Genomic DNA, 21,456 nt, shown 5'->3' on the forward strand with positions numbered 1-21,456 from the left:
GTGGCCCGAAACCATTGTACAAAGGCATACGTGCCACTGTTGGCCAGGTGTTGCACCGTAGAGGATGGAATCAGCACCCACCAGGCGTGCGTCAGCCCATTGATCCAGGAGAAGCCCCACCATGAGCAGCCCTCGCCGCGCCCTCGTTCTCGTCGATGTCCAGCAGCAGTATTTCAGCGGTCTTCTCGAGATCCAGTACCCACCGCACGAGCAGTCCCTGCCGCAGATCGCCGCGGCCATCGATGCGGCCACCGCCGCCGGCGTCCCCATCGCGGTCATCCAGCACACTACGGGCGAAGGAGCTCCCGTCTTCGCTCCGGGCACGCCGGGCTTCGAGCTCCACCCAGAGGTCGAGACCCGGCGCACCGACGCGTGGAAGAGCGTCGTCAAGCAATACGGCTCGGTCTACGCCGACACCGACCTCGCAGGGTGGCTGCGCGAGAACAATGTCGACACCGTCACCCTCGTGGGCTACATGACCAACAACTGCATCCTCGGTTCTGCCGTCGAAGCGGAAGCTCTCGGCTTCTCCACCGAAGTTCTCTCCGACGCCACCGGCGCGATCAACATCGCTAACGACGCCGGTTCCGCTGACGCCAGGACCGTGCATACAACCCTGCTCGCACTGCTCAACTCCAACTGGGCCTCCGTCGGCACCACGGACGCCTGGACGACAGCCCTGACCACCCATCACGCACTTCCTGGAAGCGACCTGGGCACCTCGGCAGTTGCCGGAGCGCACGCCCACTCCTGACATCCCTCCCATGCGCTGCGAGCCAGCTGGCGCCCGAATCGCGCTTTCCCGTCGTGATGGCAACTCCGCGAGTTCGTACCCGACGGCTACACCGCGGCCTTCGACGCGGTCGGCACCGGCGAGCTCGCACGTACCTTCCCCTCGATGACGCCGTCGATGCGATGAGCAACCAGAAACAAGCACCCAGGAGGGAAGCTCGCGCTACTCCCGCGAACGCAGCAGGGTAGTCGCGCGCGATCCCTTACCGCGTGACAGACTCGGTGTGGTGGAGCAGGGCCAGCTCGGCGCGTGTCGGGAGTCCTTCCCAGTCTCCGTAGGCAAGGCAGGCGAAGGCTCCGGTCTTGGCTGCCAGCTCGAGCCGCTCCGACGGGGTCTTACCTGCCATCAATTCCGCCAGGTACCCGGCGACGAAGGCGTCGCCGGCGCCGACGGTGTCCACGGGTTCGATGGGTACCGCGGGCTGGTGATGTATCTCGCCGTCGATGCTTGCTACTGCGCCCTTGCTGCCGAGTTTGATGATCGCCTGTGGGGGACCCAGATCGGCCAGCCGCTGCGCCAGTTCGGCGGGATCCTCTGCGGTTCCGACGGCCAGCGCTGCCTCCTCGTCGCCCGCGAAGACGATGTCGGTGAGGGGTATCAACTCCAGGTACGAGCGCCCGGCGTCCACTGCCGTCCATAGATTCGCCCGGTAGTTCAGATCGAACGAAACGGTGACCCCTGCCGATCGCGCGATCCCGATGGCCTCGCGGACAGTACTCGCCGCTGAGGCGGACAGCGCAGGCGTGATCCCGCTCAGGTGGAGTATCGCTGCTCCCGTGATGATCGATGGATCCAGGTCCTCGGGAGTCAGCCTGGAGCCGGCGCTGCCCGCACGGTAGTAGCTGACCTTCTGGGTGGACAGTGTCCGGCGTTCCTTCAGCATCAGGCCCGTCGGTGCGTCCGGATCCTCGGTGACGAGAACCGTGACTCCTTCAGCCCGTATCTCGCGCCGAACGAGTTGGCCGAGGGAATCCGCTCCCGTTCGCCCGCACCACACCGCGTTTCCGCCGAGCCGTTGCACGCCGATGGCGACGTTCGATTCGGAACCGCCGATACCGAGGCTCATCGAGGACACGTGTGCAAGCGGCCCGGGATGCTGAGCGGTGAGGAGTGCCATCGTCTCCCCGAGAGTCACGAGGTACGGGGCCGGAAGAGACGCACTCACAGCGTTGCCCGTGCTTCATCGACAACGTCCCGGAGCCTGGTTGCGCGTTCGGTGAGCCGCCGCAGGTCCCCGCCCTTGAAAGCATCCCCGAGCAGAGGACCACCGAGGCTGACGGCCAAGGCTCCCGCCTTCACCCAGGCGGCGGCTTCGTCGATATCCACTCCACCCGAGGGAACGACCTGGATGCCGGGAAAAGGACCGCGCAGCATGGAGACGTATCCTGGCCCGACCACCGACGCGGGAAAGACCTTCACCGCGGTCGCACCTGCCGCCCATCCGTTGAACAGCTCAGTGGGCGTCAGCCCTCCCGGGTAGATGGCGACGCCGCGCTGCACCGCAGCAGCGATGATCGCGGTGTCGGTCACGGGGGTGACCAGGTAGGCTGCACCGGCTTCGATCACCCGCACGGCCTCGTCGACCGTGGTGACCGTGCCCACGCCGAATTCGGCGGTGTCACCGAAGCGTTGCTGCAGCAGCGGAAGCTCCTCGAAGACGCCGGGTGTGCTCAGCGTCAACTCGATGCTGAGCACTCCGCCGCGAACCAGTGCCTCGACAACGGGAGCATAAGCCGTGGCATGGGGAGCGCGCATCACCGCTACGGTCCCGGTGTCCAGCAGTATTGATGACGCCGGAGCGCGTTGGATGACGGTCGGCAAGTGTTCTGTCGGAGACAAGGAGGATCCTTCGTGTGTGAATCGTGCGCGGGAAGGGAGTGCCGGCGGGGCGAAGCGTCAGCGGCCGAGCCAGCCGCCGTCGACGGGGAGAACGACGCCGTGGATGTAGTCCGATGCGGGGGAGGCGAGGAAGACGGTGGCGCCGGCGAGGTCGTCGGGGCGTCCCCAGCGCGCTGCAGGGATGCGCTCGAGGATGCCTCGTTCCCGGTCCGGGTCATCCTGTAGCGCCTGCGTGTTGTCGGTGGCGATGTAGCCGGGGGCTATCGCATTGACGTTCACTCCGCGGGGCGCCCACTCGTTGGCCAGCGCCTTGGTCAGGCCCGCGATGCCCGATTTCGACGCGGTGTAGCCGGGGACGTTGATGCCACCCTGAAAACTGAGGAGCGAGGCAGTGAAGATGATCTTCCCGCTGCCCCGTTCGAGCATCTGCCGGCCGACCTCCCGGCTCAGGATGAATTGGCTCGACAGGTTCACCTCGATGACCTGGTCCCACATGTCGTCCGGGTGCTGCGCTGCGGGCGTCCGGGCGATCGTGCCGCCGTTGTTGACCAGGATGTCGATGGGCCCCGCAGCAGTCAGGTCGGCGGCGAGTTGATGTACCGCGGCACGATCCGCGAAGTCCGCGCGCATCGCCGTGAAGCTGCGCCCGAGCGCTGTAACGGCATGCCCGACGGCGCTCCCTTCGGCCTCGAGGTTCGCGGAGACCCCGATGATGTCGGCTCCTGCTTCGGCGAGGGCTACGGCCATCGCCATCCCGATTCCTCGCCGGGCTCCGGTGACGACGGCGGTCTTCCCACTCAGGTCGAAAGGACTCGTCGTGCTCATGCCGTCACTTCGCGGCAATCGACGAGGACCTTCATGACTCCGCCGGATTCGAGGGAGAGAAACCCTTCCTCGACGTCCTGCAGTGCCACGACCCGGGAGATCAGCTGGCGGGCGGGGATGGCGCCGTTGGCCACGAGGCGCACGGCTTCCTCGAAGTCCTCGCGCTGGTACAGGCGGGCACCGAACATCTCCAACTCACGCCAGAAGAACCGGTGGAGGTCGATCTCCTTCGGCTTGGGGTGGATCGCCACCATGACGAGCCGTCCACGGGTGGTCAGGACTTCGACAGCCGAATTGACGCCTGCCGCTGCCCCGGAGACTTCGAAGGCCACGTCGGCTCCCGCGCCGTCCGTCTCCCGCAGGACGTACTCGACGAGGTTCTCCTCGCGGGGATCGATCGCGATGATGCCGAAGCCCTTGGCGGTCTCCCTCCTGCCGGGATCGAGTTCGACCAGCACCACCCGGGCGCCCTGCTGCAGGGCCACCGAGGCGATGAGCTGACCGACCGGGCCGCCGCCGATCACGACGACGAAATCCGATGCGACCAGCTTGGACCGCCGGACGTCGTGCACGGCGACGGCAGTCGGTTCGATCAGTGCCGCCTCATCGAGGGCCAAGCCCTCGGGTAGGGCGACGAGGACGTCGGCAGGGACGTTCCATGAGTTCTGCATGGAGCCCTCGGAGTCGATGCCGACGAAATTCAGGTTGTGGCAGATGTGGGTGTTTCCCCGGCGGCACGCCGGGCATGACCCACAGGAGAGCGTGGGCATGACCGTCACGGGTTGGCCGACCGACCATCCGGCGACCCCCTCACCGATGGCGGCGATGGTTCCCGACATCTCATGGCCGATCACTGCCGGCATGGTCACCCGTGCATCCATGTCTCCGTGGAAGATATGCAGATCCGTACCGCACAGACCCGTATAGGCGACGGCGATCTGCACCTGTCCGGGTCCCGGCGGGCCCACCGTCGGCTCGGCAGTCGTGAAGGTTCGTGCGCCCGTATAGGTTGCAGCGGTCATGGGGTTGCTCCTTGTAGAAGGGGGGAGGGGGCGGGCTCGGGATGCGGGCCCCGATAGCCGAGGGCCTCGGAAATGGCTGCGGCTGATGCGAGGAGGCTGCCGGACATCGCCTCCACCTGCTCATCGGAATGTTCGATCGACAGGGTGGAGATACTCAGTCCGTACCGGACGACACCGGTGTGATCATGGACCGGCGCGGCGATGCAGGCGATCCCCGGGACGTTCTCGCCGCGATCGCGGGCGGTACCCCTGCGGCGGACATCCTCCAGCTCACGTCTGAAATCCTGCACATTGGTGATGGTCGCATCAGTAAGCTGCACCATCCCGGCGCGCTTCAGCATGCGTTCCACCGTCTCGTCGTCGTAGGTGGCAAGGATCGCCTTGCCGATTCCTGTGGTGTGGAGTGGAACGGACAGCCCGACCCTCGATGGCATCTGGTAGGGCTTGTCGGAGTCCTTGCGGAGGATATAGATGACGGAGTCACCACTGATGGCACCCATGTGGACCGTGCAATGAATGGTGTCGACGAGGTGGTCGACAAAGGGTTGCGCAATGGAGGAGATGTCGATGCGCTCCAGGGCCCGACCCGCCATGGCGAGGATGGATGGCCCGGGCAGGTAGTTGCCGTGGGCGTCGATCGTCACGAACTGGCGGTCGACCAACGTCGAGATCAGTCGATGGACCGTAGCTTTCGGGAATCCCGTAGCGGCTACGACCTCGCTGAAGCGAGCGTGCTCCAGCGCAGCTTCCAGGACGATCAAGGTTTTCTCGCTGGTACTGGGTGCGGAGGGGACAATCTGAGCGACAACTTTTTCTACCATGACCGTCTTTCCTTGAGAGGTGTTACGTCCATGGTCGGTCAACGCAGTTCGGTGATGGCGACGTGATCCATGTCGTCGAAGGATTGATTTTCTCCGGCCATCGCCCAGACGAAGGAATAACTGGCCGAGCCCACGCCTGAGTGGATGGACCAGCTGGGTGAGATGACGGCCTGTTGGTTGCCGACGATCAGATGACGCGTCTCGGTCGGTTCACCCATGAGGTGTACGACACGTGCTTCTTCCGGGAGGTCGAAGTAGAGGTATGCCTCCATGCGCCGGTCGTGGGTGTGGGCCGGCATCGTGTTCCACATGCTGCCGGAATGCAGGGTGGTCACTCCCATGACGATCTGGCAGCTGCGTACGCCGTTCTCATGGATGTACTGGTTCAGCGTGCGTCGGTTCGACGTCGACTGGTCTCCGAGCTCTCGCACCGTGCCGGCACCGGCTTCGACCAACGTCGTCGGGAAGGTGGTGTGGGCGGACGCGGAGAAGATGTAGTAGCGGGCCGGATCGGTTCCATCGGAGGCGAATTCCAGGTCCTGCGCACCTCGCCCCACGTAGAGGCAGGAACCGTGGGCCAGGGCGTACGACTCACCGTCGACTGTCACGGAACCGGGACCACCGACGTTGATGATTCCTCCCTCGCGCCGCTCGAAGAAGTGGTCGGCACGCAGTTCGGGGAAGGTCGGAAGTGACAGCGGGCCGTTGACCGGCGCTGCCCCGGCCAGCACGACCCGGTCCCCGTGGGAGTAGACAGCCCGTACCTGATCGTCGGCGAACAGGTCCTCGACAAGGAATCTGCGCCGCAGATCGTCAGAGGTGAGGGCTGGGATCTGGTCGGGACTCGTTGAGTACAGCACATGCATAGGAGATCCTCGTTGGTAGCTGAGCGGGGAGAGGGGCCGTGCTGTCACAGGAATCCGAGGAGCCTCGGCAACCAAAGGGACAGTTCGGGGACGAAGGTGATGATGAGGAGCAGGATGACCAGGACTCCCATGAACGGCAAGAGCTTGGCGACCACCGGTGCGATGTCCACGTTGGCCACCTGGGCCCCGACGAAGAGCACGGGGGCCGAGGGCGGGGAGATCACCGCGATCGACAGGTTGAACACCATCATGATCCCGAAGTGCACGGGATCCACGCCGTAACTGACCGCGATGGGCAGGAAGATCGGCGTGAAGATCAGGATCGCCGGAGTTGCGTCCAGGGGGATGCCGATGATGAGCAGCACGATCATCATGATGAGCAGCACCACGACCTTGCTGTCGGTCCAGCCGAAGAGACTGTCGGCGAGCAGCGCGGGGATCCGCGTGAAGCTCATCACGAAGGACATGATCGTGGAGACACCGATCAGGAAGATGACCACCGAACTGGTGCGGGCGGCATTCATGAGGATGCCGGGCAGGTCCTGGACCTTGATGCTCCGGTAGATGAAGGAGAGAAGCAGTGCATAGACGACCGCGACCGCTGACCCCTCGGTCGGTGTGAAGAAGCCGGAAACGATGCCGCCGATGACGACGACGATCAGGCTCAGTGCGGGCAGGGCCTGCAGGAAGATGATGAGTGCTTCCCGCGGCCGCGTCCACCTCTCGGCTTTCAGTTCGGGGTGGCGCCGCGCGTAGAAGTACACGACGGTCATGCAGGTCAGACCCCACAGTATGCCGGGGACGTATCCGGCCAGGAACAAAGCGCCGACCGAGGTGCCTCCGCTGGCGAGGGCGTAGATGATCAGGGTGTTGCTGGGTGGGATCAGCAGACCGCTGGGTGCAGCTGCTACATTCGCCGCTGCACTGAACGCCGGGTCGTAGCCCTGCTTCGCCTGGATGGGAGCGGTGGTGGAACCGACGGCCGCAGCGGTGGCGACAGCCGACCCGCTGACCGCACCGAACAACATGCTCGCGAGGACACCGGTCTGCACCAAGGGGGCAGGGGTGCGGCCGACGAGCACTTTCGCGAGGTTGATGAGCCGGATGGCTATCCCCCCGTTGTTCATGATGACGCCGGCCAGGATGAAGAAGGGTATGGCCAGCAGCGCGAACGAGTTCACGCCGTTGAACATCCTCTGGGCCGAAGCGAGGGCACCGTCCTCGAACCCGAGGACGTACACCATCGATATTGCCGACGGCAGGGCCACGCTGATGCTGATGGGAGCGCCGATGGCGAGCAGGATCACCATTCCGCCGATGAGCATCGTGGCGACTGTCAAAGCGTCTGTCATAGCTCGACCTGCATCTCTTCAGGAGCGGTTGCGTCCTCTTTCGCCAGCACAATGCGGACGAAGTGGTAGCAGAGGTAGAAGGTGAGCAGCACGCCCGCGACCGGGACTGCCAGATACAGGACGCCCTGGGTCACCGGCAGAACCGGGTTGGCCTGGTTCCACGAGAGCTTCGCGTTCAGGTAGCCGCCGTAGACCATGAAGACCGTCGCGAAACTGATGGCCGAGAGGTAGGCGACGGAGGTCACCCACCGCTGGGCCGCGACGGGGAGCTTCTTCACGAGGAGATCGATCGCGACGTCGGCGCGTTCCCCCGTGGCGACGGAGATGCCGATGAGGCTGAGCCAGATGAAGGTGTACCGCGAGGCTTCCTCCGACCAGACGCTCGGGTCGTTGAGCACCAGCCTGGTGAGGATCTGCCAGCACACGAGGAGCACGAGAATCGCGAACAGCACGATGCAGAGTGCCCGCAGGACGGAATCAACCGCCTGTTTCAGCTTGGTCATGTCAGTTATCTCCGGTGATGGTCAGGCGCTCAGCGCGCCGCCTCGATCTTGTCGAAGATGGCCGTGGTGACGTCGTTGCTGATTTTCTCCTCAAGCAAGGGGGCGACCGCTTCGCGGAAGGCATCGACATCTGCTTCGTGGAACGTCGCCCCCGAGTCCTCCGCCTTTTTCTTGGCTTCGGTGACCTTCGCGTCGAAGGACGCCAATTCGCTGTCGACCGACTCGGTGAAGAGCGATTCGAGGTCCGCGCGCTGGTCCTCGCTGAAGGCCTCGAGCACGGCGGGGTTGGCCACGAGGTAGTCGGGGATCATGAGGTGCTTCGTGTACGAGTAGTACGCAGCGATCTCGGAGTGACCCAGGTCGGCGAAGATGAGCTCGTTGTTCTCCGCACCATTGAGTACGCCCGACTGGATCGCGGTGTAGACATCGCCCTGCGGCATGGGAGTCCCGACGCCGCCCATGAGTCCGACCATGGAGACGTTCGTGTCGGACGAGATGACGCGGATCTTCTGCCCTGCCAGATCAGCGGGCGTCTCGACGGGACCATCCGTCGTGTACACGTTGCGGACGCCGCCGTGGTACGCGCCGATCACGGAGATCTGCTCCGACTCGGTCAGCGAGTCGTACAGGTCCCCGGTGATCTCGGGATCGTTGAGGACGGACATCTGGTGCTCGGGTGAATCGTAGATGTAAGGAAGGTTCAGGACCGAGAAGTCAGGATTGAACGCCTCCAGGAGCGGTCCGGCGACGATGGCCATGTCGACCGCGCCCGACTGCACCAGTTCCAGCGTTTCGGCCTGCGAGCCCAGCTGCTCGTCAGGGAAGAGCTCGAGCTCATAGGCTCCATCGGTGGCCTCCTTGAGCTTTTCGCTGAGTTCCGTGATAGCCACAGCCTGGGGGTGGGTGGCGTTCTGGTTGAATGCCACCTTCAGAACCGTTGCGGACTGCTGGCCGGCGTCATTGCCGCCCCCGGAACCGCAGGCGCTCAGTCCGAGCACTGCTACGGAGGAGAAGGCCAGGACGGTGAATACTTTGTTGCGCTGCATGTGAATCCTCTTCGTCGAGCCCACGCGTGTGGGCGCCTCATCGCGCCTCGACCAAGACGTCCGCAGCAGGATCAGAATCCTCCGCAGAACCGACCTCTGGCCGAAATGGAACTATGTTCCATTTCCGGCAACGGTAATCGCTTTCCCACATTGGGTCAAGGGTTCGGGCGCCGAAAAGTGGACGCCCCGTTCCAGAGCAGCGCCAGCAGGTGCTCTCGCTGTCCCTTCAGGCCGGGAGGGGCTGCCTGCTTCAGGAAGCGGGGCAGCCGTGTGTTCGAGCTGGTTCGCCGTAGATGTTCCTCGAGTCAGTGCGCCACCATCTGTTGGTGCTGCTCGCCCAGTCCTTCGATGCCGAGAGTCACGGTGTCCCCGGGCGCCAGATACGGGAACCGCCCCGAGAGAGCTACGCCTTCCGGTGTTCCGGTGTTGACGACATCCCCGGGATCAAGTGCCATGTACTGGGACAGGTCACGGATGATCTCGGCCACGCTGAAGACCATGTCTGCGGTCGTCGAATTCTGCCGTTCCTCGCCGTTCACTCTCGAGTACAGCCGGAGCGACTGGGGGTCCGGTATATCGGCGGCGGGGACCAGCGCGGGGCCGAGCGGATTGAAGGTGGGGGCGCATTTGCCCTTCGACCACTGGCCGCCGGAGTGCCTGATCTGGAAGTCGCGTTCGGACACGTCATTGCTGATGGTGAAACCGGCAATGCATTCCAGCGCTTCCTCGTGGCTCTGCACGTAGGAGGCGCGCTTGCCGATCACCACTGCCAGCTCCACCTCCCAGTCGACCTTCTCGGCCCCGGGTGGGATGACGACGTCGTCGTTCGGGCCGACGACGGTGTTCGAGTGCTTGAAGAAGATGATCGGTGCGGCCGGCGGTTGGTCGCCGGTCTCGGCAGCGTGCGCTGCATAATTCATGCCCACGCAGACGACGGCGCCGATTCCTGTGAGTGGAGGCCCCACCCGCAGGGATTCGGCGCCCGCCAGTTCCGTGAGGGAGCCATCACGAAGGGCGGCGCGTACCTGCTCGATGAGGCCGGCTCCGAGTGAGGCCCCGGTGATGTCCGGTGCCAGTCCGCGCAGATCGTAGTAAGTGTCTCCTGCCCGGACGGTCGGTATTTCCCGTCCGGCCTCGCCCAGTCTCATCAGGTCCATCGTCGTTCTCCTAGCTCAGTGGGGCAGTGGGGCTCAGGTGGCGGGCCGCAGGAGGAGGCTGTGCATGCCGCCGTCGACTGCCAGTGAGACACCGGTGGTCGACCCGTTCGCGGGGTCGGCCAAGAACAGTACGGAGGCGGCGACCTCGTCGGGACGCACCAGTCTGCCGTGCGGTTGCCGGGCCTCCAGCGCCCGACGCTCACCGTCGGGGTCGTCGGCAGTGCCGAGTAAGCGACCTACCCAGGGTGTGTCGGCAGTACCGGGGTTGACGCAGTTGACCCGGATCCCCTCGCGCAGGTGGTCCGCGGCCATGGCGCGGGTCAGGGCGTCGACGGCTCCCTTGCTCGCCGTGTACAGGGCACGCTGCGGAAGGCCATGGGTGGCCGCGATGGATCCGGTATTGACGATCGCTGCGCGGTCCGATTGCCGGAGGTACGGCAAGGTGGCTGTGGATACGCGGGCGATGCCCACGACGTTCACGCTCAGCACGCGCAACCATTCCTCGTCGTCGTGGTCCTCCACCGTGCCGGTGGCACCGATGCCGGCGTTGTTGATGACGATGTCGATTCCGCCCAGCGATAGCGCGGCCGCGTGCACGGCCGCCTCCACGGACGCGCGGTCGCCCACGTCGCACTGGTGGCCCGATACCGTTTCCGGCAGGCCGTCGATGCGGAGGTCGAGGACGGCGACGCGTGCTCCGCGGTCGAGGAGCGCCGTGGTGACGGCTGCGCCGATCCCGGACGCCCCGCCGGTGACGATGGCGCGGACGCCGGAGAAAGTATCCATGATGCACCCCTGGAGGTAGAAGAGAAGCCGGAACGGACGGGTCAGTAGAGCCTGGCCGTCGGTGGAACCCGCAGGCCCCGGCCGATGTCCTGGGAGAATGCTTCTGCGAAGCGGTGGTAAGCCCCGATGAGGTGGGCATGCATGGCAGCCTCCGCCGCGTCCGGGTCGCAGGCCCCGATCGCATCCACGATGTTCCGATGCTCTTCCACCGTCTGTTTCCCCCGGTAGTCCGCCGGATGAAGGCGGAAGAGATGCAGGTGGCAGTGCGTGGCGCGGTACGCGTGGAGCGCGAACTGATTGCTGCTGGCGCTCAGGATGCTGTCGTGGAACTGGGTGTCGTGTGCCACGAGGAGGTGCCGTACGCTCGGTGCGGTCTCCGTGCCGGACTCGAAGGTCGAGAGGGACTGCTGCAGCGCTCGGGCCGGATTGCTCAGCCGGTTCACCGCCGCTACACGCGCGCCCCACGGCTCCACCATCAGCCGGAACTCGAACAGTTCCCGGAGCTCGGCCATGTCCAGCAGTGGCGTTGTCCGGTACCCCTTGCCGGGGGTCTTGATGATGAGGTTGTCACCCTCGAGCTGACTCAGTGCTTCCCGGACCGGGGTCTGGGAGACCCCGAATTCCCGGGCGAGGGCATCGATGTTCACCTTCTCGTCGGGCGGCAGCTGAAGGTCGAGGATCTTGGCCCGCAATGCCGCGTAGACGTCGACGGAGGGCCGCGCCCGGGATTCGAGATCGAGGGAGCTGTCAGTCATGGCGTTCCAGCAGTAGCTGCCCGGCGGCGGATTTGTCCATCATTCACTACATACTCCAGCAGATCGCCGATGCCGTAGGTCCACGGTGCGAGTTCCTCTGTCGGTTGCACCCTGTTCGTGAGAGTACCGAGGCGGCTGCTACTGATCTGCACGATGTCCCCCGTCTCGTGGGTGAAGCCCATGCCCGGAGCGTTCCTGTCCTCGTTGGGGGCGAAGAGAGTCCCGGTGAACAGGGCGAAACCGTCCGGATACTGATGGTGCCGGCCGAAGGCAGCCCCTACGAGTTCCTCGAAGGGGCGGCTCAACCGCTGCACGCTGTTCGTTCCGGTGAGGGTGTACCCGTTGGCTCCACTCACGATCAAACGGATGGTTTCCTGCCGGGCGTCGTCGAGCGTATACGCGTCATCGAAGAGGCGGATGAAGGGGCCGAGCGCGGCGGACCCGTTGTTGTCCTTCGCCATACCGAGCAGAAGTGCGCTGCGCCCCTCGATGTCGCGCAGGTTGACGTCATTGCCCAGGGTGCAGCCGCGGATCCGGCCCTGGTTGTCGACCATGAGCACCAGTTCAGGTTCGGGGTTGTTCCAGGAGGAGAAGGAGGGGATGCCGATGTCCTCGCCGCTTCCCACAGTCGAGAGGACAGGGGACTTGGTGAAGACTTCCGGGTCCGGGCCGATACCGACCTCGAGGTACTGCGACCAGAAGCCTTCGCGGACCAGCACTTCCTTGACCCGGGCGGCTTCCTCCGAGCCCGGGCGTACTCCGGTGAGGCTCCCCCCGATCGCTTCCAGCACCTGCGTCCGCATCTGTTCGGCGAGCGTCATGTCACCGGCGCACCGTTCTTCGATGACGCGCTCGATCATGCTGTCCACGAAGGTGACTCCGCAGGCTTTCACGGCCTGCAGGTCCACCGGTGAGAGGAGGTGTGGTGCATGGTCGCGGTTTCCAGCTGGTGGATTCAGGACGTCCCGAAGGTTCCAGCTGCGGTGGGCCTCCCGCCGCCCACGCTCCAGGACATCAGGAAGATCGTCACCATTGAGCAGTGCGGAAACCGTGTGGGCGGATTCGAAGAGGTCGAGCAGGGCGCCGTCGTGGAACAGGACGGGGCGGGGACCTTGGGTTCCCGGGTCCCACAGACGCCCGATGAGCAGGGCCTCCGAGGCGTCCTCCGGCAGGACATCTTCCGGTTCGACCGGTGTCATCGGTTTCCTCCTGCTGGTTCCATTCTTCCGTCCACCCGGCGGGCGATGCCCCAGGGGTTTGCTTCCTGAAGGGCTGGCGGAAGGGCTGCGTCGGGTACGTCCTGGTAGGCGACCGGGCGCATGAAACGCCCGATCGCGGCCGTGCCGACGGATGTGGTACCCGGCGCCGTCGTCGCCGGGTACGGCCCGCCGTGCTGCTGGGCGTAGGAGACGGTGACCCCGGTTGGCCAGCCGTTCCACAGCACGCGGCCGGCGATACCCGTCAGCATCGAGAGCAGCTCGCCGGACGAATCTCCCTCGTCCGCGTGGATCGTCGCCGTCAGCTGGCCCTCCATCTGCGCAGCGAGCTCGGGCAGGTCCGTCACGTCGTCGTACCGCACGACCACGGTCGCGGGACCGAACATCTCCCGGTGCAGCACTTCGGGGTTGGACGCGACGGACTCGGCGTCGATCAGCAGGACGGTGGGGGAGGGTACCTCGTCATCGGTGCCGGGCACGAGAGCGTGGACACCGTCGAACGATGCGACCTCGTCACGTGCCTTGCCGAAGGACTCCCGCAGGCCGGGCGTGAGGAGTTTGGCCAGCGGAGCCTTTTCGAGCGCCGTCCCCAGGGTGCCGCGCAGCTGCTCCTCGGAGGCGGAAGCAGGGACGAAGAGCACGCCGGGCTTGGTGCAGAACTGTCCCATGCCCATGGTGAAGGATCCCGCGTAGCCGGCAAGGATCTCTTCGGCACGGGCGTCCCAGGCCGTGGGAAGCACGAAGACCGGGTTGATGCTGCCCAGTTCCCCGTAGAACGGGATCGGCACGGGGCGAGCGTTGGCGCGGTCGAAGAGCGCCCGGCCTCCGACCGTGGAGCCCGTGAACCCGATAGCCTTGACGAGGGGATGGTCGACCAGCGCCTCCGCGGCGGAGCGACCGTTCACCAGGGCGAACAGTCCTTTCGGGGCACCTGCCTCGGCGAGGGCTGCGACCACGATCTCCCCCGTGCGGAGCGCCAACTTCTGGTGCCCGGGGTGGACCTTGTGCAGGACGGCGCACCCCGCAGCGAGAGCCGAGGCGCTGTCTCCTCCCATGACGCTGAAAGCGAAGGGGAAGTTGGACGCCCCGAAGACCCCGACAACCCCGAGCGGAACGTTGACCCTGCGAATATCCGGGCGGGGGCCCATGCCCCAGTCCGGATCCGCGTGGTCGACGGTGGCGTCGAGGGCGACGCCGGATCGAACCTCGTCGGCGAACAGGTCCAGCTGGAATGCCGACCGTTTCAGTTCTCCCTGGAGCCGGGCTTCGGCGAGGTTCGTATCGGTTCCGGCAAGTGCGACCAGCTCGTCGACGTTGGCGCGGAGGGCATCGGCGATGACGTTCAGCCGGGCGGCTCGTGTCGAGGGGGATTCGTCGGCGATGGCGAGGAAAGCAGTGTGAGCCTTCCTCGCGGCGTGGTCCACTTCCTCGGACGTGGTGGCGATGGTCAGGGTGGTCGTGTTCATGGGAGATCCTTTCGAATGCTCAGCGGGCGTTCAGTTCCTGCCAGACCGCGCCGTCGGGGTAGGACCAGCGTGAGGTGGACTCGGGCAGCATCTCGGCACCGATGCCGGGAAGCTCGGGCGCCCGGTAGCGGCCGTTGGAGACGGCTGCCGGTTCGGTGAAGTGCTCGTGGAGGTGGTCGACGTATTCGATGACGCGGTCCTCCATGGTGCCGGTGATGGCCGCGTAGTCGAAGAAGGAGAAGTGCTGCACCAGTTCGCACAGCCCGACGCCGCCCGCATGCGGGCACACGGGCGTTTCGAAGCGGGCCGCGAGCAGCAGGTTGGCGATGTTCTCGTTGACGCCGGCGACGCGGGTCGAGTCGATCTGCATGATGTCGATCGCTCCAGCCTGGAGCATCTGCTTGAAGATGATGCGGTTGTGGACAGCTTCACCGGTGACCACCTTGATGGGGTGGACGGCCTTGCGGATGGCTGCATGGGCGAGGATGTCGTCGGTGCTCGTCGGTTCCTCGATCCAGTAGGGCTGGAAGTCCTGGAGCTGGTTGACCCAGTCGATAGCCTCCTGCTCCTCCCAGCGCTGGTTGGCGTCGATGGCGATCCGGACGTCCGGCCCCACTGCCTCGCGTGCCAGGGACAGACGGCGGCGATCGTCCTCGATGCTGCCGGCGACCTTGAGCTTGATCATGCCGAAGCCGTCCGCCACCGCTTCCTTCGACAGGCGCACCAGTTTCTCGTCGCTGTAGCCGAGCCAGCCGGGTGTGGTGGTGTAGGCCGGGTAGCCGTCCGCCTTGAGTTCCGCTATGCGCGCCTCCTTGCCCACCTGTCCCTTCTCGAGGATGTCAGCGGCATCCTCTGGGGTGAGGGCATTGCGGATGTGGGTGAAGTCCACGGCGCTGACGATCTCCTCCGAGGACATCTCGCTCAGCAGCAGCCACAGTGGCTTCTTCTCCCGCTTTGCCCGGATGTCCCACATTGCGTTGATGAGGCCGCCGGCGGCCATGTGCGAGACGCCTTTCTCGGGGCCGAGCCAGCGCATCTGGGAGTCGTGGACGAGGCGCCGTGAGGACTCCCCGAGGTTGTTAACGAGTTCGTCGGTATCCCGGCCGACGAGGAGCTCACCATAGCTGTCCATCGCTGCGGTGACGATCTCGTTGCCGCGGCCGCAGGTGAAGACCAGGCCGTAGCCGCTCTCGCCGTCGTCCGTGGTGATCTCGACATAGGCCGCCGAGTAGTCCGGGTCGACGTTGACGGCGTCCGAACCGTCCAGTTCGAGCGAGGTGGGGAAGCGGACATCGGTGGTGCGGACGGACTCGATTTTCGACATGAGGAGTTCCTTGGGGTTGGTCGGTGAGTGTCAGAGGAAGCCGAGCAGGACCGGCAGGCCGAGCGTGATGACGGGGAAGAAGGTGATGAACAGCAGGGTCAGGACCATCGGGGCGAAGAAGGGCAGGATTCCCTTGATGACGACGGGCACCGGTGCCTTCGTCACGCTCGACAGGACGAACAGCACCAACCCCACGGGCGGGGTGATCAGTCCGATCAGGAGATTGAAGATGACCATGATGCCGAAGTGGACCGGATCGATCCCGAACGTCTCGGCGACGGGCAGGAGGACCGGGACGAGGATCAGGATCGCAGCCGTCGGCTCCAGCACGCAGCCCACCAGGAGCAGCAGCACGTTGACGAGGATCAGGAACATGATCGGCTGGTTCGTGATGTCCAGGATGAGGTTTGCGGCGACCTGTGGTGCCTGCTCCCTGGCGAGGACCCAACCGAACAGCGCCGCTGCGGCGACGATCAGGAGGACCGAGCCGGAGGTCTCGACGGTCGTCAGCAGCGTGCGGTACATCTTCCGCCAGGAGAGTGCTTTGTAGATGATGGCGAGAACTGCGATGTAGACGACCCCGATACCGCTTGCTTCCGTAGGGGTGAAGATGCCGCTGAGGATCCCACCCAGGATCACCACGGCGGAGCCGAGGGCCGGCACTGCGCCGAGGGCCGTCTTACCGCGGGTGGCCCAGGTTGCCTTGGGCAGGCGGAGTTCGTTCTTCTTCCGCATCAGGATCCAGACGGTGGCGCACAGCGCGGCGACCAGGATGAGGGCAGGGACGATGCCTGCCATGAACAGGGCGCCGACGGACACGCCTGCCGTGACGGCATAGATCACTGCTGGAATGCTCGGCGGGATCATGGGGGCGATCAGGCTCGAAGCGCCAGTCACTCCGAGGGCGAACTCCTGCTTGTAGCCGCGCTTGACCATGGCGGGCACCTGCACCCGACCCATTGCGGCAGCGTCGGCGATGGCGGCACCGCTCATCCACGAGAAACCGAAACTGGTAGCCACATTGACATAGCCCAGGCTGCCTCGCAGATGGCCGATTGCGGCGACCGCAGCGTCGTAGAGCTTGTCGGTGACGCCCGAGACGTTGGCGAGGTTCCCCAACAGGATGAACATCGGGACGGCCAGGATCGAAAAGCTGTCGACACCCGAGACGGTCTGCTGGACGGCGGTTCCGAGTTGTACGGATGGGTCCGTGATGACGTACCCGAGGGAGGGGATCAGGAGCGCGAAGGAGACAGGAACGCGGAGGGCGAGGAGCAGCAACAGGCTGATCACCATGATGAGTAGAGTCATGTTTGTTTCCTAGACCGCTTCCCGTTCGAGGTTTTCCATCGCATCCGGTACGAGCTCCGGATGGCGGATGTTGAGGTACATGTGCACGAGGGCGTGGAAACAGATCAGCACGAATCCTGTTACCGCCGAGCTGTAGACCAGGCTCATGGGCAACGATGTCGCCGGGGCCTGCAGTCGCGCTGCTTCGGCCGCGAATCCTGCTCCGGCGTAGGCCATCATCCCTGAGGCGATGATGACCATGAGCAGGGCGAAGGTGTCGAGGACGACCGTTCCTCGTCGCCCCAATTTGCTGGCGACGATATCGACCGCGATATGGATGCGGCGCGCCATCACGAATCCGGCGGAGACGAAGGTGAACCACAGCAGGGCGAACCTGGCGAGCTCTTCCGTCCAGGTGAAGGGCGTGTTGAAGATGTAGCGGCTCACGACCTGCAGGATGATCAGGCCGAGCGTGCCCACGAGGAACGTGCACGCGGCGATCCTCTCCGCGACGACCAGGTACCGGTAGAGGGCGACCCGTTGCTCCGGGAAGTCCGGGTCATCGGGTTCCTGCGGAACCCGTAGTCCGGTGGCGAGGTTGTTCTCATTGCCCGAGGACGGCTGCGGGCTCACCGCTTCGCTCACCGAGAGGCCTGGATCTGCTCGTAGAGGTCGCCCCAGGGCTGCTGCCGCATCGCTTCCCCTGCTGCGGCGGCGAGCGAATCCCGGTCGACGTCCTCATTGACCTGGATGCCGCTTCCGGCCTTCCATTCCTCGAGGATGGACTGTTCCTGCTCCTCGACGCACTCGCGGGTGGCATCCGCTGCAGTCTGCATCGCACCCTCGAGTGCGCTGCTTTCGTCGTCCGTGAGCCCTTCATAGACGGTGCGCCCTGTGGTGATCTCGACGCCCTGAACCATGTGACCGGTGAGGTTGATGTAGTCCTGGACCTCGTTGAACTTTGCGGTGGCGATGGTGGGGATGGGGTTCTCCTGGGCGTCGATGACGCCCTGCTGCAGGGCGAGGTAGACCTCGTCGAGCGCCATGGGAGTAGCCGTTCCGCCCATCGCACCGATGTTCGTCAGGTAGAGGGGAGCGTTGGGTGTCCGGATCTTGAGGCCGGCGAAGTCCGCTGCTGAGCTGATTTCCTTGTTGGCCGTCACGTGGCGGGTTCCGTAGTACCAGCTGGACAGGACCTTGATGTCCGAGGATTCGTAGAGGTCGTCGAAGACAGTCTGCATCTCCTCACCGTTGGCGGTCTCGACGAAGTGGTCGACGTCCTCGAACAGGTACGCCGCATCGAGAACTGCCGCGTTCTCCTCCCAGACGCCCAGGAAGGACGGGCCCGCGACGGCCATGTCGAGGCTGCCCGAAGCGACCTGTTCGAGCAGCTCGGACTCGTTGCCCAACTGCGCGGACGGGAAGCTCTGGATCTGCAGACCGCTTCCCTGCAGCTCCTCCTTGAGGGTGGCGACGCCACACTCTTCAACCGGGTGACCGGCGTCGTAGACGTGAGCCAGTCGCAGCGTCTTGGCTTCTGTATCCACTTCTTCCACGCTGTCCCTGTCGACGGGAGCGCCGACGTTGCAACCGGACAGCAGCAGGGCCGCTGCTGCGGCAACGCCCAGGACGATCTTCCGGTTGCGTCGGCGACCCGTGGAATTGTTGGTGGGGTGAGTTTCGAGCGTCATTGCTGGATCCTTTCGAAGGTGCTGGTGGTTACGGTGCTGAATGCGTTTCGAGGGGCGAGAGGGACAGGTCTTCGGCCAGGGCGGCCAGTTGGCTTACGGTCGAGGGTGGCAAGGGGACTGTTTCTGCGGCTTCCTCCTGGCGACGACGCTCCGGATCTCCCGGAGCGTCGACGGGCTGTCCACCTGGACCCGAGGAGCGCACCCGGTCCTGGAGGGCTGCGACCCGCGATGCAGTTTTCTCCGAGCCGGCGAAGGCAGCGGTGTCGAGACCGATCACCAGATGGCCGTTGTTCATCCGCGATGCCGGGTTGGACCAGATATCGACCGTCTCGAAAGCGAAGGTGGCGTCCGTCAGGGAGGCGGCGAAGGCCTCGAGCAGGACGGCGACCGCTGAACCCTTGTGTCCGCCGAAGGGGATCATCGATCCCTTCTCCGCTTCAACGGGGTCAGTGGTCGGCTTGCCGTCGGCATCGACGGCCCAGCCCTCGGGCAACTGAGTACCTTCGTTCTTCGCGGCGATCACCTTGCCGTAGGCGCCGTTGCTGGTCGCAAGGTCAGCGGTAAGTGGCCACCCGGACGCACTGGGTACACCGAGTGTCAGCGGATTGGTGCCGAGGACCTTGCTCGTACCGCCGTGAGGCGCCACGACCGGTCCGGTGGATGAGGTGATGAAGGACAGGAAGCCTGCCTCGGCGAGCTGATCGCTCCAGAAGGCGCCTGCACCATAGTGGCTGCTGTTGTGGACGGCCACGGCGGCAATTCCCTGCTCGCGCCCGACTCGAACCACGCGGTCTACGGCAGCCTGCATCGCGACCTGACCGAGCGCGGCATCGGCGTCGAGTACTGCAACACTGCCCTGGTCCTTCGAGAACTTCAGCTTGGGCGCGGGGTTGATGCCTCCGAGCCGCAGTGCCTCGCAATACAGGGGGAGCCGGAGCAAGCCGTGGGAATAGATGCCGCGCTGGTCCGCCTGGACGAGCGAGCGGGCCGTGAGGTCCGCGTCCTCTCGTGGTACGCCCCGGGCGGCTAACGCCTGAGCGGCGAAGCGAACAAGATCCCGCTGAGGGAAGAGCTGCTGGGTATTCATCGGCGAATCCCCTTCCTATATAGGAACTAGATGTATCCTATATACATAGTGCCCCACATCACAACCCTGGGGAAAAGTCAGTTCTGCAAGCCAGAGGAGTCGGCATGTCCGCCAGCAAGCCGGATCGGTCCAGGCGTTTTCCTTCCGTGGTCCTGCAGCGCTCCAGTTATCCGGAGTACCTGCGCATCGCGGAAATCCTGCGCAAGGAGACCGTGGGTGGCATCCTGCTGCTCATCGCCGCCTCGATAGCGATCATCTGGGCGAACTCACCCTTTGCCGACGCCTATTTCGCGATCCGCGACCTCGAGTTCGGCTACGAACCGTGGCACCTGAAGCTGTCCGTCGGCGTCTGGGCGTCCGACGGGCTCCTGGCCGTGTTCTTCTTCCTCACCGGGCTCGAACTCAAGCGCGAGTTCGTTGCCGGTGACCTTCGGCGGATCAGCCGCGCGATCGTGCCCGTTGCGGCGGCCTTCGGCGGCGTCGTCGTTCCTGCGCTCATCTACACCTTGGTCAACCTGTCCTCACCCGACACCCTGCGCGGGTGGGCCATCCCCACCGCGACGGACATCGCCTTCGCCCTGGCCGTCCTCGCTGTGATCAGTTCGCACCTGCCGGGCGCCCTTCGCGTCTTTCTCCTGACGCTCGCAGTGGTGGACGACCTCATAGCGATTGCAATCATCGCCTTCTTCTACTCGGAGGACGTGAGCCTTGTCTTCCTCCTGTGGATGCTCCTACCGCTCGGGCTGTTCGCCCTGCTGGCGCAGCGGAGTCCGAAGTTCTTCGGCGCCACCACGCGCGGCCCCTGGCTCATCCTCCTGCCACTCGGCATCGCGACCTGGGCGCTGATGCACGCATCCGGCGTGCACGCCACGGTGGCCGGCGTGCTGCTCGGCTTCTGCGTCCCGGTGCTGCGCCGGACGCCCGACGGTAGACCGGCATTGCCCAGGCCCAACAAACCCGGCCTTGCCGAAGTACTCGAGCACCGCTTCCGTCCGCTCTCCACGGGGTTCGCGGTTCCCGTCTTCGCGTTCTTCTCGGCCGGAGTCAGCATCGGGGGAGTGCAGGGATTCGCATCCGCACTGGCCGATCCGGTCCTCATCGGCATCGTACTGGCCCTCGTGCTCGGCAAACCCCTAGGCATCATGCTGACAACCTTCATCGTCACCAAGACCACGAAGGCGGATTTGGATCCGGGTCTCAGCTGGTGGGATCTTTTCGGCGTCGGGATCCTCGCGGGCGTTGGCTTCACCGTGTCACTGCTGGTGAACGACCTCAGCTTCGGCGCCGGGAGCGAGCATGACGACCACGCGAAGGTGGCCATCCTGACGGCGTCGTTGACGGCAGCGCTGCTGTCGAGCGTGGTGCTGCGCAGCCGCAACAAGTACTACCGCCGCATCGACGAGCAGGAAAAGATCGATATCGACAACGACGGCATCCCCGACGTCTTCCATGACCGCGGAGACTAGTGCACCGATTGAGGTTGTCGCATCACAGCTGACCTGGGTTCAACCTCCGAAGGCCGTACTCGACGTACCCACTCATTGGTGGAGGACAGATGCGTCGCGGCAGGTCTGCAAGTAGGTCCGGAATCGTGCATCATGTCTCAGACATGGGGG

21 protein-coding genes are annotated in these 21,456 nt (G+C 65.0%); 2 read left to right on the forward strand and 19 right to left on the reverse strand.

Annotation, left to right across the window (positions count from 1 at the left end; all coding sequences use genetic code 11):
- The first annotated feature begins 121 nt into the window (after positions 1 to 121).
- Positions 122 to 754 (forward strand): isochorismatase family protein, encoded by a 633-nt coding sequence (locus tag RCH21_RS15960; protein WP_326965209.1) that lies wholly within the window; start codon positions 122 to 124, stop codon positions 752 to 754.
- A 241-nt stretch (positions 755 to 995) separates the two neighbouring features.
- Here the strand turns inward: RCH21_RS15960 and RCH21_RS15965 are convergent, their stop codons facing one another.
- The 19 genes from RCH21_RS15965 to RCH21_RS16055 all read right to left on the reverse strand — a co-directional run bounded on the left by RCH21_RS15965 (position 996) and on the right by RCH21_RS16055 (position 19,840).
- Positions 996 to 1,958: a sugar kinase gene (locus tag RCH21_RS15965; RefSeq protein WP_326965210.1), complete on the reverse strand. Its 963-nt coding sequence runs from the start codon at positions 1,956 to 1,958 to the stop codon at positions 996 to 998.
- On the reverse strand, positions 1,955 to 2,632 hold the full coding sequence (locus RCH21_RS15970; RefSeq protein ID WP_326965211.1) for a bifunctional 4-hydroxy-2-oxoglutarate aldolase/2-dehydro-3-deoxy-phosphogluconate aldolase: 678 nt from the start codon (positions 2,630 to 2,632) through the stop codon (positions 1,955 to 1,957). The genes RCH21_RS15965 and RCH21_RS15970 overlap by 4 nt, the downstream gene beginning before the upstream one ends.
- 57 nt (positions 2,633 to 2,689) lie before the next feature.
- On the reverse strand, positions 2,690 to 3,457 hold the full coding sequence (locus tag RCH21_RS15975; RefSeq protein ID WP_120150422.1) for an SDR family oxidoreductase: 768 nt from the start codon (positions 3,455 to 3,457) through the stop codon (positions 2,690 to 2,692).
- Positions 3,454 to 4,479, reverse strand: coding sequence for a zinc-dependent alcohol dehydrogenase (locus RCH21_RS15980; RefSeq protein ID WP_326965212.1), 1,026 nt, complete (start codon positions 4,477 to 4,479; stop codon positions 3,454 to 3,456). The genes RCH21_RS15975 and RCH21_RS15980 overlap by 4 nt, the downstream gene beginning before the upstream one ends.
- Positions 4,476 to 5,300 (reverse strand): IclR family transcriptional regulator, encoded by an 825-nt coding sequence (locus RCH21_RS15985; RefSeq protein WP_326965213.1) that lies wholly within the window; start codon positions 5,298 to 5,300, stop codon positions 4,476 to 4,478. Before RCH21_RS15985 ends, RCH21_RS15980 begins: the two co-directional genes overlap by 4 nt.
- Before the next feature lie 38 nt (positions 5,301 to 5,338).
- A complete protein-coding gene (gene kduI, locus RCH21_RS15990) occupies positions 5,339 to 6,166 on the reverse strand; it encodes a 5-dehydro-4-deoxy-D-glucuronate isomerase (RefSeq protein ID WP_326965214.1) in 828 nt (275 codons plus the stop codon).
- Between the two features lie 44 nt (positions 6,167 to 6,210).
- Entirely contained in the window at positions 6,211 to 7,518 is a 1,308-nt protein-coding gene (locus RCH21_RS15995; RefSeq protein WP_326965215.1) for a TRAP transporter large permease, read from the reverse strand.
- Positions 7,515 to 8,021, reverse strand: coding sequence for a TRAP transporter small permease (locus RCH21_RS16000; protein ID WP_326965216.1), 507 nt, complete (start codon positions 8,019 to 8,021; stop codon positions 7,515 to 7,517). The genes RCH21_RS15995 and RCH21_RS16000 overlap by 4 nt, the downstream gene beginning before the upstream one ends.
- Before the next feature lie 29 nt (positions 8,022 to 8,050).
- A complete protein-coding gene (locus RCH21_RS16005; RefSeq protein WP_326965217.1) occupies positions 8,051 to 9,067 on the reverse strand; it encodes a TRAP transporter substrate-binding protein in 1,017 nt (338 codons plus the stop codon).
- Positions 9,068 to 9,372: 305 nt separating this feature from the next.
- Positions 9,373 to 10,224 (reverse strand): fumarylacetoacetate hydrolase family protein, encoded by an 852-nt coding sequence (locus tag RCH21_RS16010; protein ID WP_326965218.1) that lies wholly within the window; start codon positions 10,222 to 10,224, stop codon positions 9,373 to 9,375.
- A gap of 33 nt (positions 10,225 to 10,257) precedes the next feature.
- A complete protein-coding gene (locus RCH21_RS16015) occupies positions 10,258 to 11,010 on the reverse strand; it encodes an SDR family NAD(P)-dependent oxidoreductase (protein ID WP_326965219.1) in 753 nt (250 codons plus the stop codon).
- A 41-nt stretch (positions 11,011 to 11,051) separates the two neighbouring features.
- The gene (locus RCH21_RS16020; RefSeq protein WP_326965220.1) at positions 11,052 to 11,765 is read right to left on the reverse strand and encodes a GntR family transcriptional regulator; all 714 of its coding nucleotides are present in this window, start codon (positions 11,763 to 11,765) and stop codon (positions 11,052 to 11,054) included.
- Complete coding sequence (locus RCH21_RS16025; protein ID WP_326965221.1) at positions 11,762 to 12,964, reverse strand: fumarylacetoacetate hydrolase family protein; 1,203 nt, start codon at positions 12,962 to 12,964, stop codon at positions 11,762 to 11,764. The genes RCH21_RS16020 and RCH21_RS16025 overlap by 4 nt, the downstream gene beginning before the upstream one ends.
- The gene (locus RCH21_RS16030; protein WP_326965222.1) at positions 12,961 to 14,448 is read right to left on the reverse strand and encodes an aldehyde dehydrogenase (NADP(+)); all 1,488 of its coding nucleotides are present in this window, start codon (positions 14,446 to 14,448) and stop codon (positions 12,961 to 12,963) included. The genes RCH21_RS16025 and RCH21_RS16030 overlap by 4 nt, the downstream gene beginning before the upstream one ends.
- A gap of 19 nt (positions 14,449 to 14,467) precedes the next feature.
- Entirely contained in the window at positions 14,468 to 15,772 is a 1,305-nt protein-coding gene (locus RCH21_RS16035; RefSeq protein ID WP_326965223.1) for an enolase C-terminal domain-like protein, read from the reverse strand.
- Between the two features lie 30 nt (positions 15,773 to 15,802).
- A complete protein-coding gene (locus RCH21_RS16040) occupies positions 15,803 to 17,083 on the reverse strand; it encodes a TRAP transporter large permease (protein WP_326965224.1) in 1,281 nt (426 codons plus the stop codon).
- A gap of 9 nt (positions 17,084 to 17,092) precedes the next feature.
- Positions 17,093 to 17,707 (reverse strand): TRAP transporter small permease, encoded by a 615-nt coding sequence (locus RCH21_RS16045; protein ID WP_235830833.1) that lies wholly within the window; start codon positions 17,705 to 17,707, stop codon positions 17,093 to 17,095.
- The gene (locus RCH21_RS16050; RefSeq protein WP_326965225.1) at positions 17,704 to 18,753 is read right to left on the reverse strand and encodes a sialic acid TRAP transporter substrate-binding protein SiaP; all 1,050 of its coding nucleotides are present in this window, start codon (positions 18,751 to 18,753) and stop codon (positions 17,704 to 17,706) included. The genes RCH21_RS16045 and RCH21_RS16050 overlap by 4 nt, the downstream gene beginning before the upstream one ends.
- 28 nt (positions 18,754 to 18,781) lie before the next feature.
- Positions 18,782 to 19,840, reverse strand: a complete 1,059-nt coding sequence (locus RCH21_RS16055; RefSeq protein ID WP_326965226.1) for an Ldh family oxidoreductase — start codon at positions 19,838 to 19,840, stop codon at positions 18,782 to 18,784.
- A 104-nt stretch (positions 19,841 to 19,944) separates the two neighbouring features.
- Between RCH21_RS16055 and nhaA the strand changes: the two genes are divergently transcribed.
- Complete coding sequence (gene nhaA / locus RCH21_RS16060) at positions 19,945 to 21,306, forward strand: Na+/H+ antiporter NhaA (RefSeq protein ID WP_326965227.1); 1,362 nt, start codon at positions 19,945 to 19,947, stop codon at positions 21,304 to 21,306.
- The last annotated feature ends 150 nt before the right edge of the window (positions 21,307 to 21,456 follow it).

Source organism: Arthrobacter sp. PL16, assembly GCF_035985055.1.
In the GTDB taxonomy this organism is placed as follows: domain Bacteria; phylum Actinomycetota; class Actinomycetes; order Actinomycetales; family Micrococcaceae; genus Arthrobacter_D; species Arthrobacter_D cheniae.

Bases quoted from the DNA above. Each gene is read 5' to 3' on its own strand.
- RCH21_RS15960 (WP_326965209.1), top strand. From the start codon at position 122: ATGAGCAGCCCTCGCCGCGCCCTCGTTCTCGTCGATGTCCAGCAGCAG.
- RCH21_RS15975 (WP_120150422.1), bottom strand. From the start codon at position 3,457: ATGAGCACGACGAGTCCTTTCGACCTGAGTGGGAAGACCGCCGTCGTC.
- RCH21_RS15980 (WP_326965212.1), bottom strand. From the start codon at position 4,479: ATGACCGCTGCAACCTATACGGGCGCACGAACCTTCACGACTGCCGAG.
- RCH21_RS15985 (WP_326965213.1), bottom strand. From the start codon at position 5,300: ATGGTAGAAAAAGTTGTCGCTCAGATTGTCCCCTCCGCACCCAGTACC.
- kduI (WP_326965214.1), bottom strand. From the start codon at position 6,166: ATGCATGTGCTGTACTCAACGAGTCCCGACCAGATCCCAGCCCTCACC.
- RCH21_RS15995 (WP_326965215.1), bottom strand. From the start codon at position 7,518: ATGACAGACGCTTTGACAGTCGCCACGATGCTCATCGGCGGAATGGTG.
- RCH21_RS16000 (WP_326965216.1), bottom strand. From the start codon at position 8,021: ATGACCAAGCTGAAACAGGCGGTTGATTCCGTCCTGCGGGCACTCTGC.
- RCH21_RS16005 (WP_326965217.1), bottom strand. From the start codon at position 9,067: ATGCAGCGCAACAAAGTATTCACCGTCCTGGCCTTCTCCTCCGTAGCA.
- RCH21_RS16010 (WP_326965218.1), bottom strand. From the start codon at position 10,224: ATGGACCTGATGAGACTGGGCGAGGCCGGACGGGAAATACCGACCGTC.
- RCH21_RS16015 (WP_326965219.1), bottom strand. From the start codon at position 11,010: ATGGATACTTTCTCCGGCGTCCGCGCCATCGTCACCGGCGGGGCGTCC.
- RCH21_RS16020 (WP_326965220.1), bottom strand. From the start codon at position 11,765: ATGACTGACAGCTCCCTCGATCTCGAATCCCGGGCGCGGCCCTCCGTC.
- RCH21_RS16025 (WP_326965221.1), bottom strand. From the start codon at position 12,964: ATGACACCGGTCGAACCGGAAGATGTCCTGCCGGAGGACGCCTCGGAG.
- RCH21_RS16030 (WP_326965222.1), bottom strand. From the start codon at position 14,448: ATGAACACGACCACCCTGACCATCGCCACCACGTCCGAGGAAGTGGAC.
- RCH21_RS16035 (WP_326965223.1), bottom strand. From the start codon at position 15,772: ATGTCGAAAATCGAGTCCGTCCGCACCACCGATGTCCGCTTCCCCACC.
- RCH21_RS16040 (WP_326965224.1), bottom strand. From the start codon at position 17,083: ATGACTCTACTCATCATGGTGATCAGCCTGTTGCTGCTCCTCGCCCTC.
- RCH21_RS16050 (WP_326965225.1), bottom strand. From the start codon at position 18,753: ATGACGCTCGAAACTCACCCCACCAACAATTCCACGGGTCGCCGACGC.
- RCH21_RS16055 (WP_326965226.1), bottom strand. From the start codon at position 19,840: ATGAATACCCAGCAGCTCTTCCCTCAGCGGGATCTTGTTCGCTTCGCC.
- nhaA (WP_326965227.1), top strand. From the start codon at position 19,945: ATGTCCGCCAGCAAGCCGGATCGGTCCAGGCGTTTTCCTTCCGTGGTC.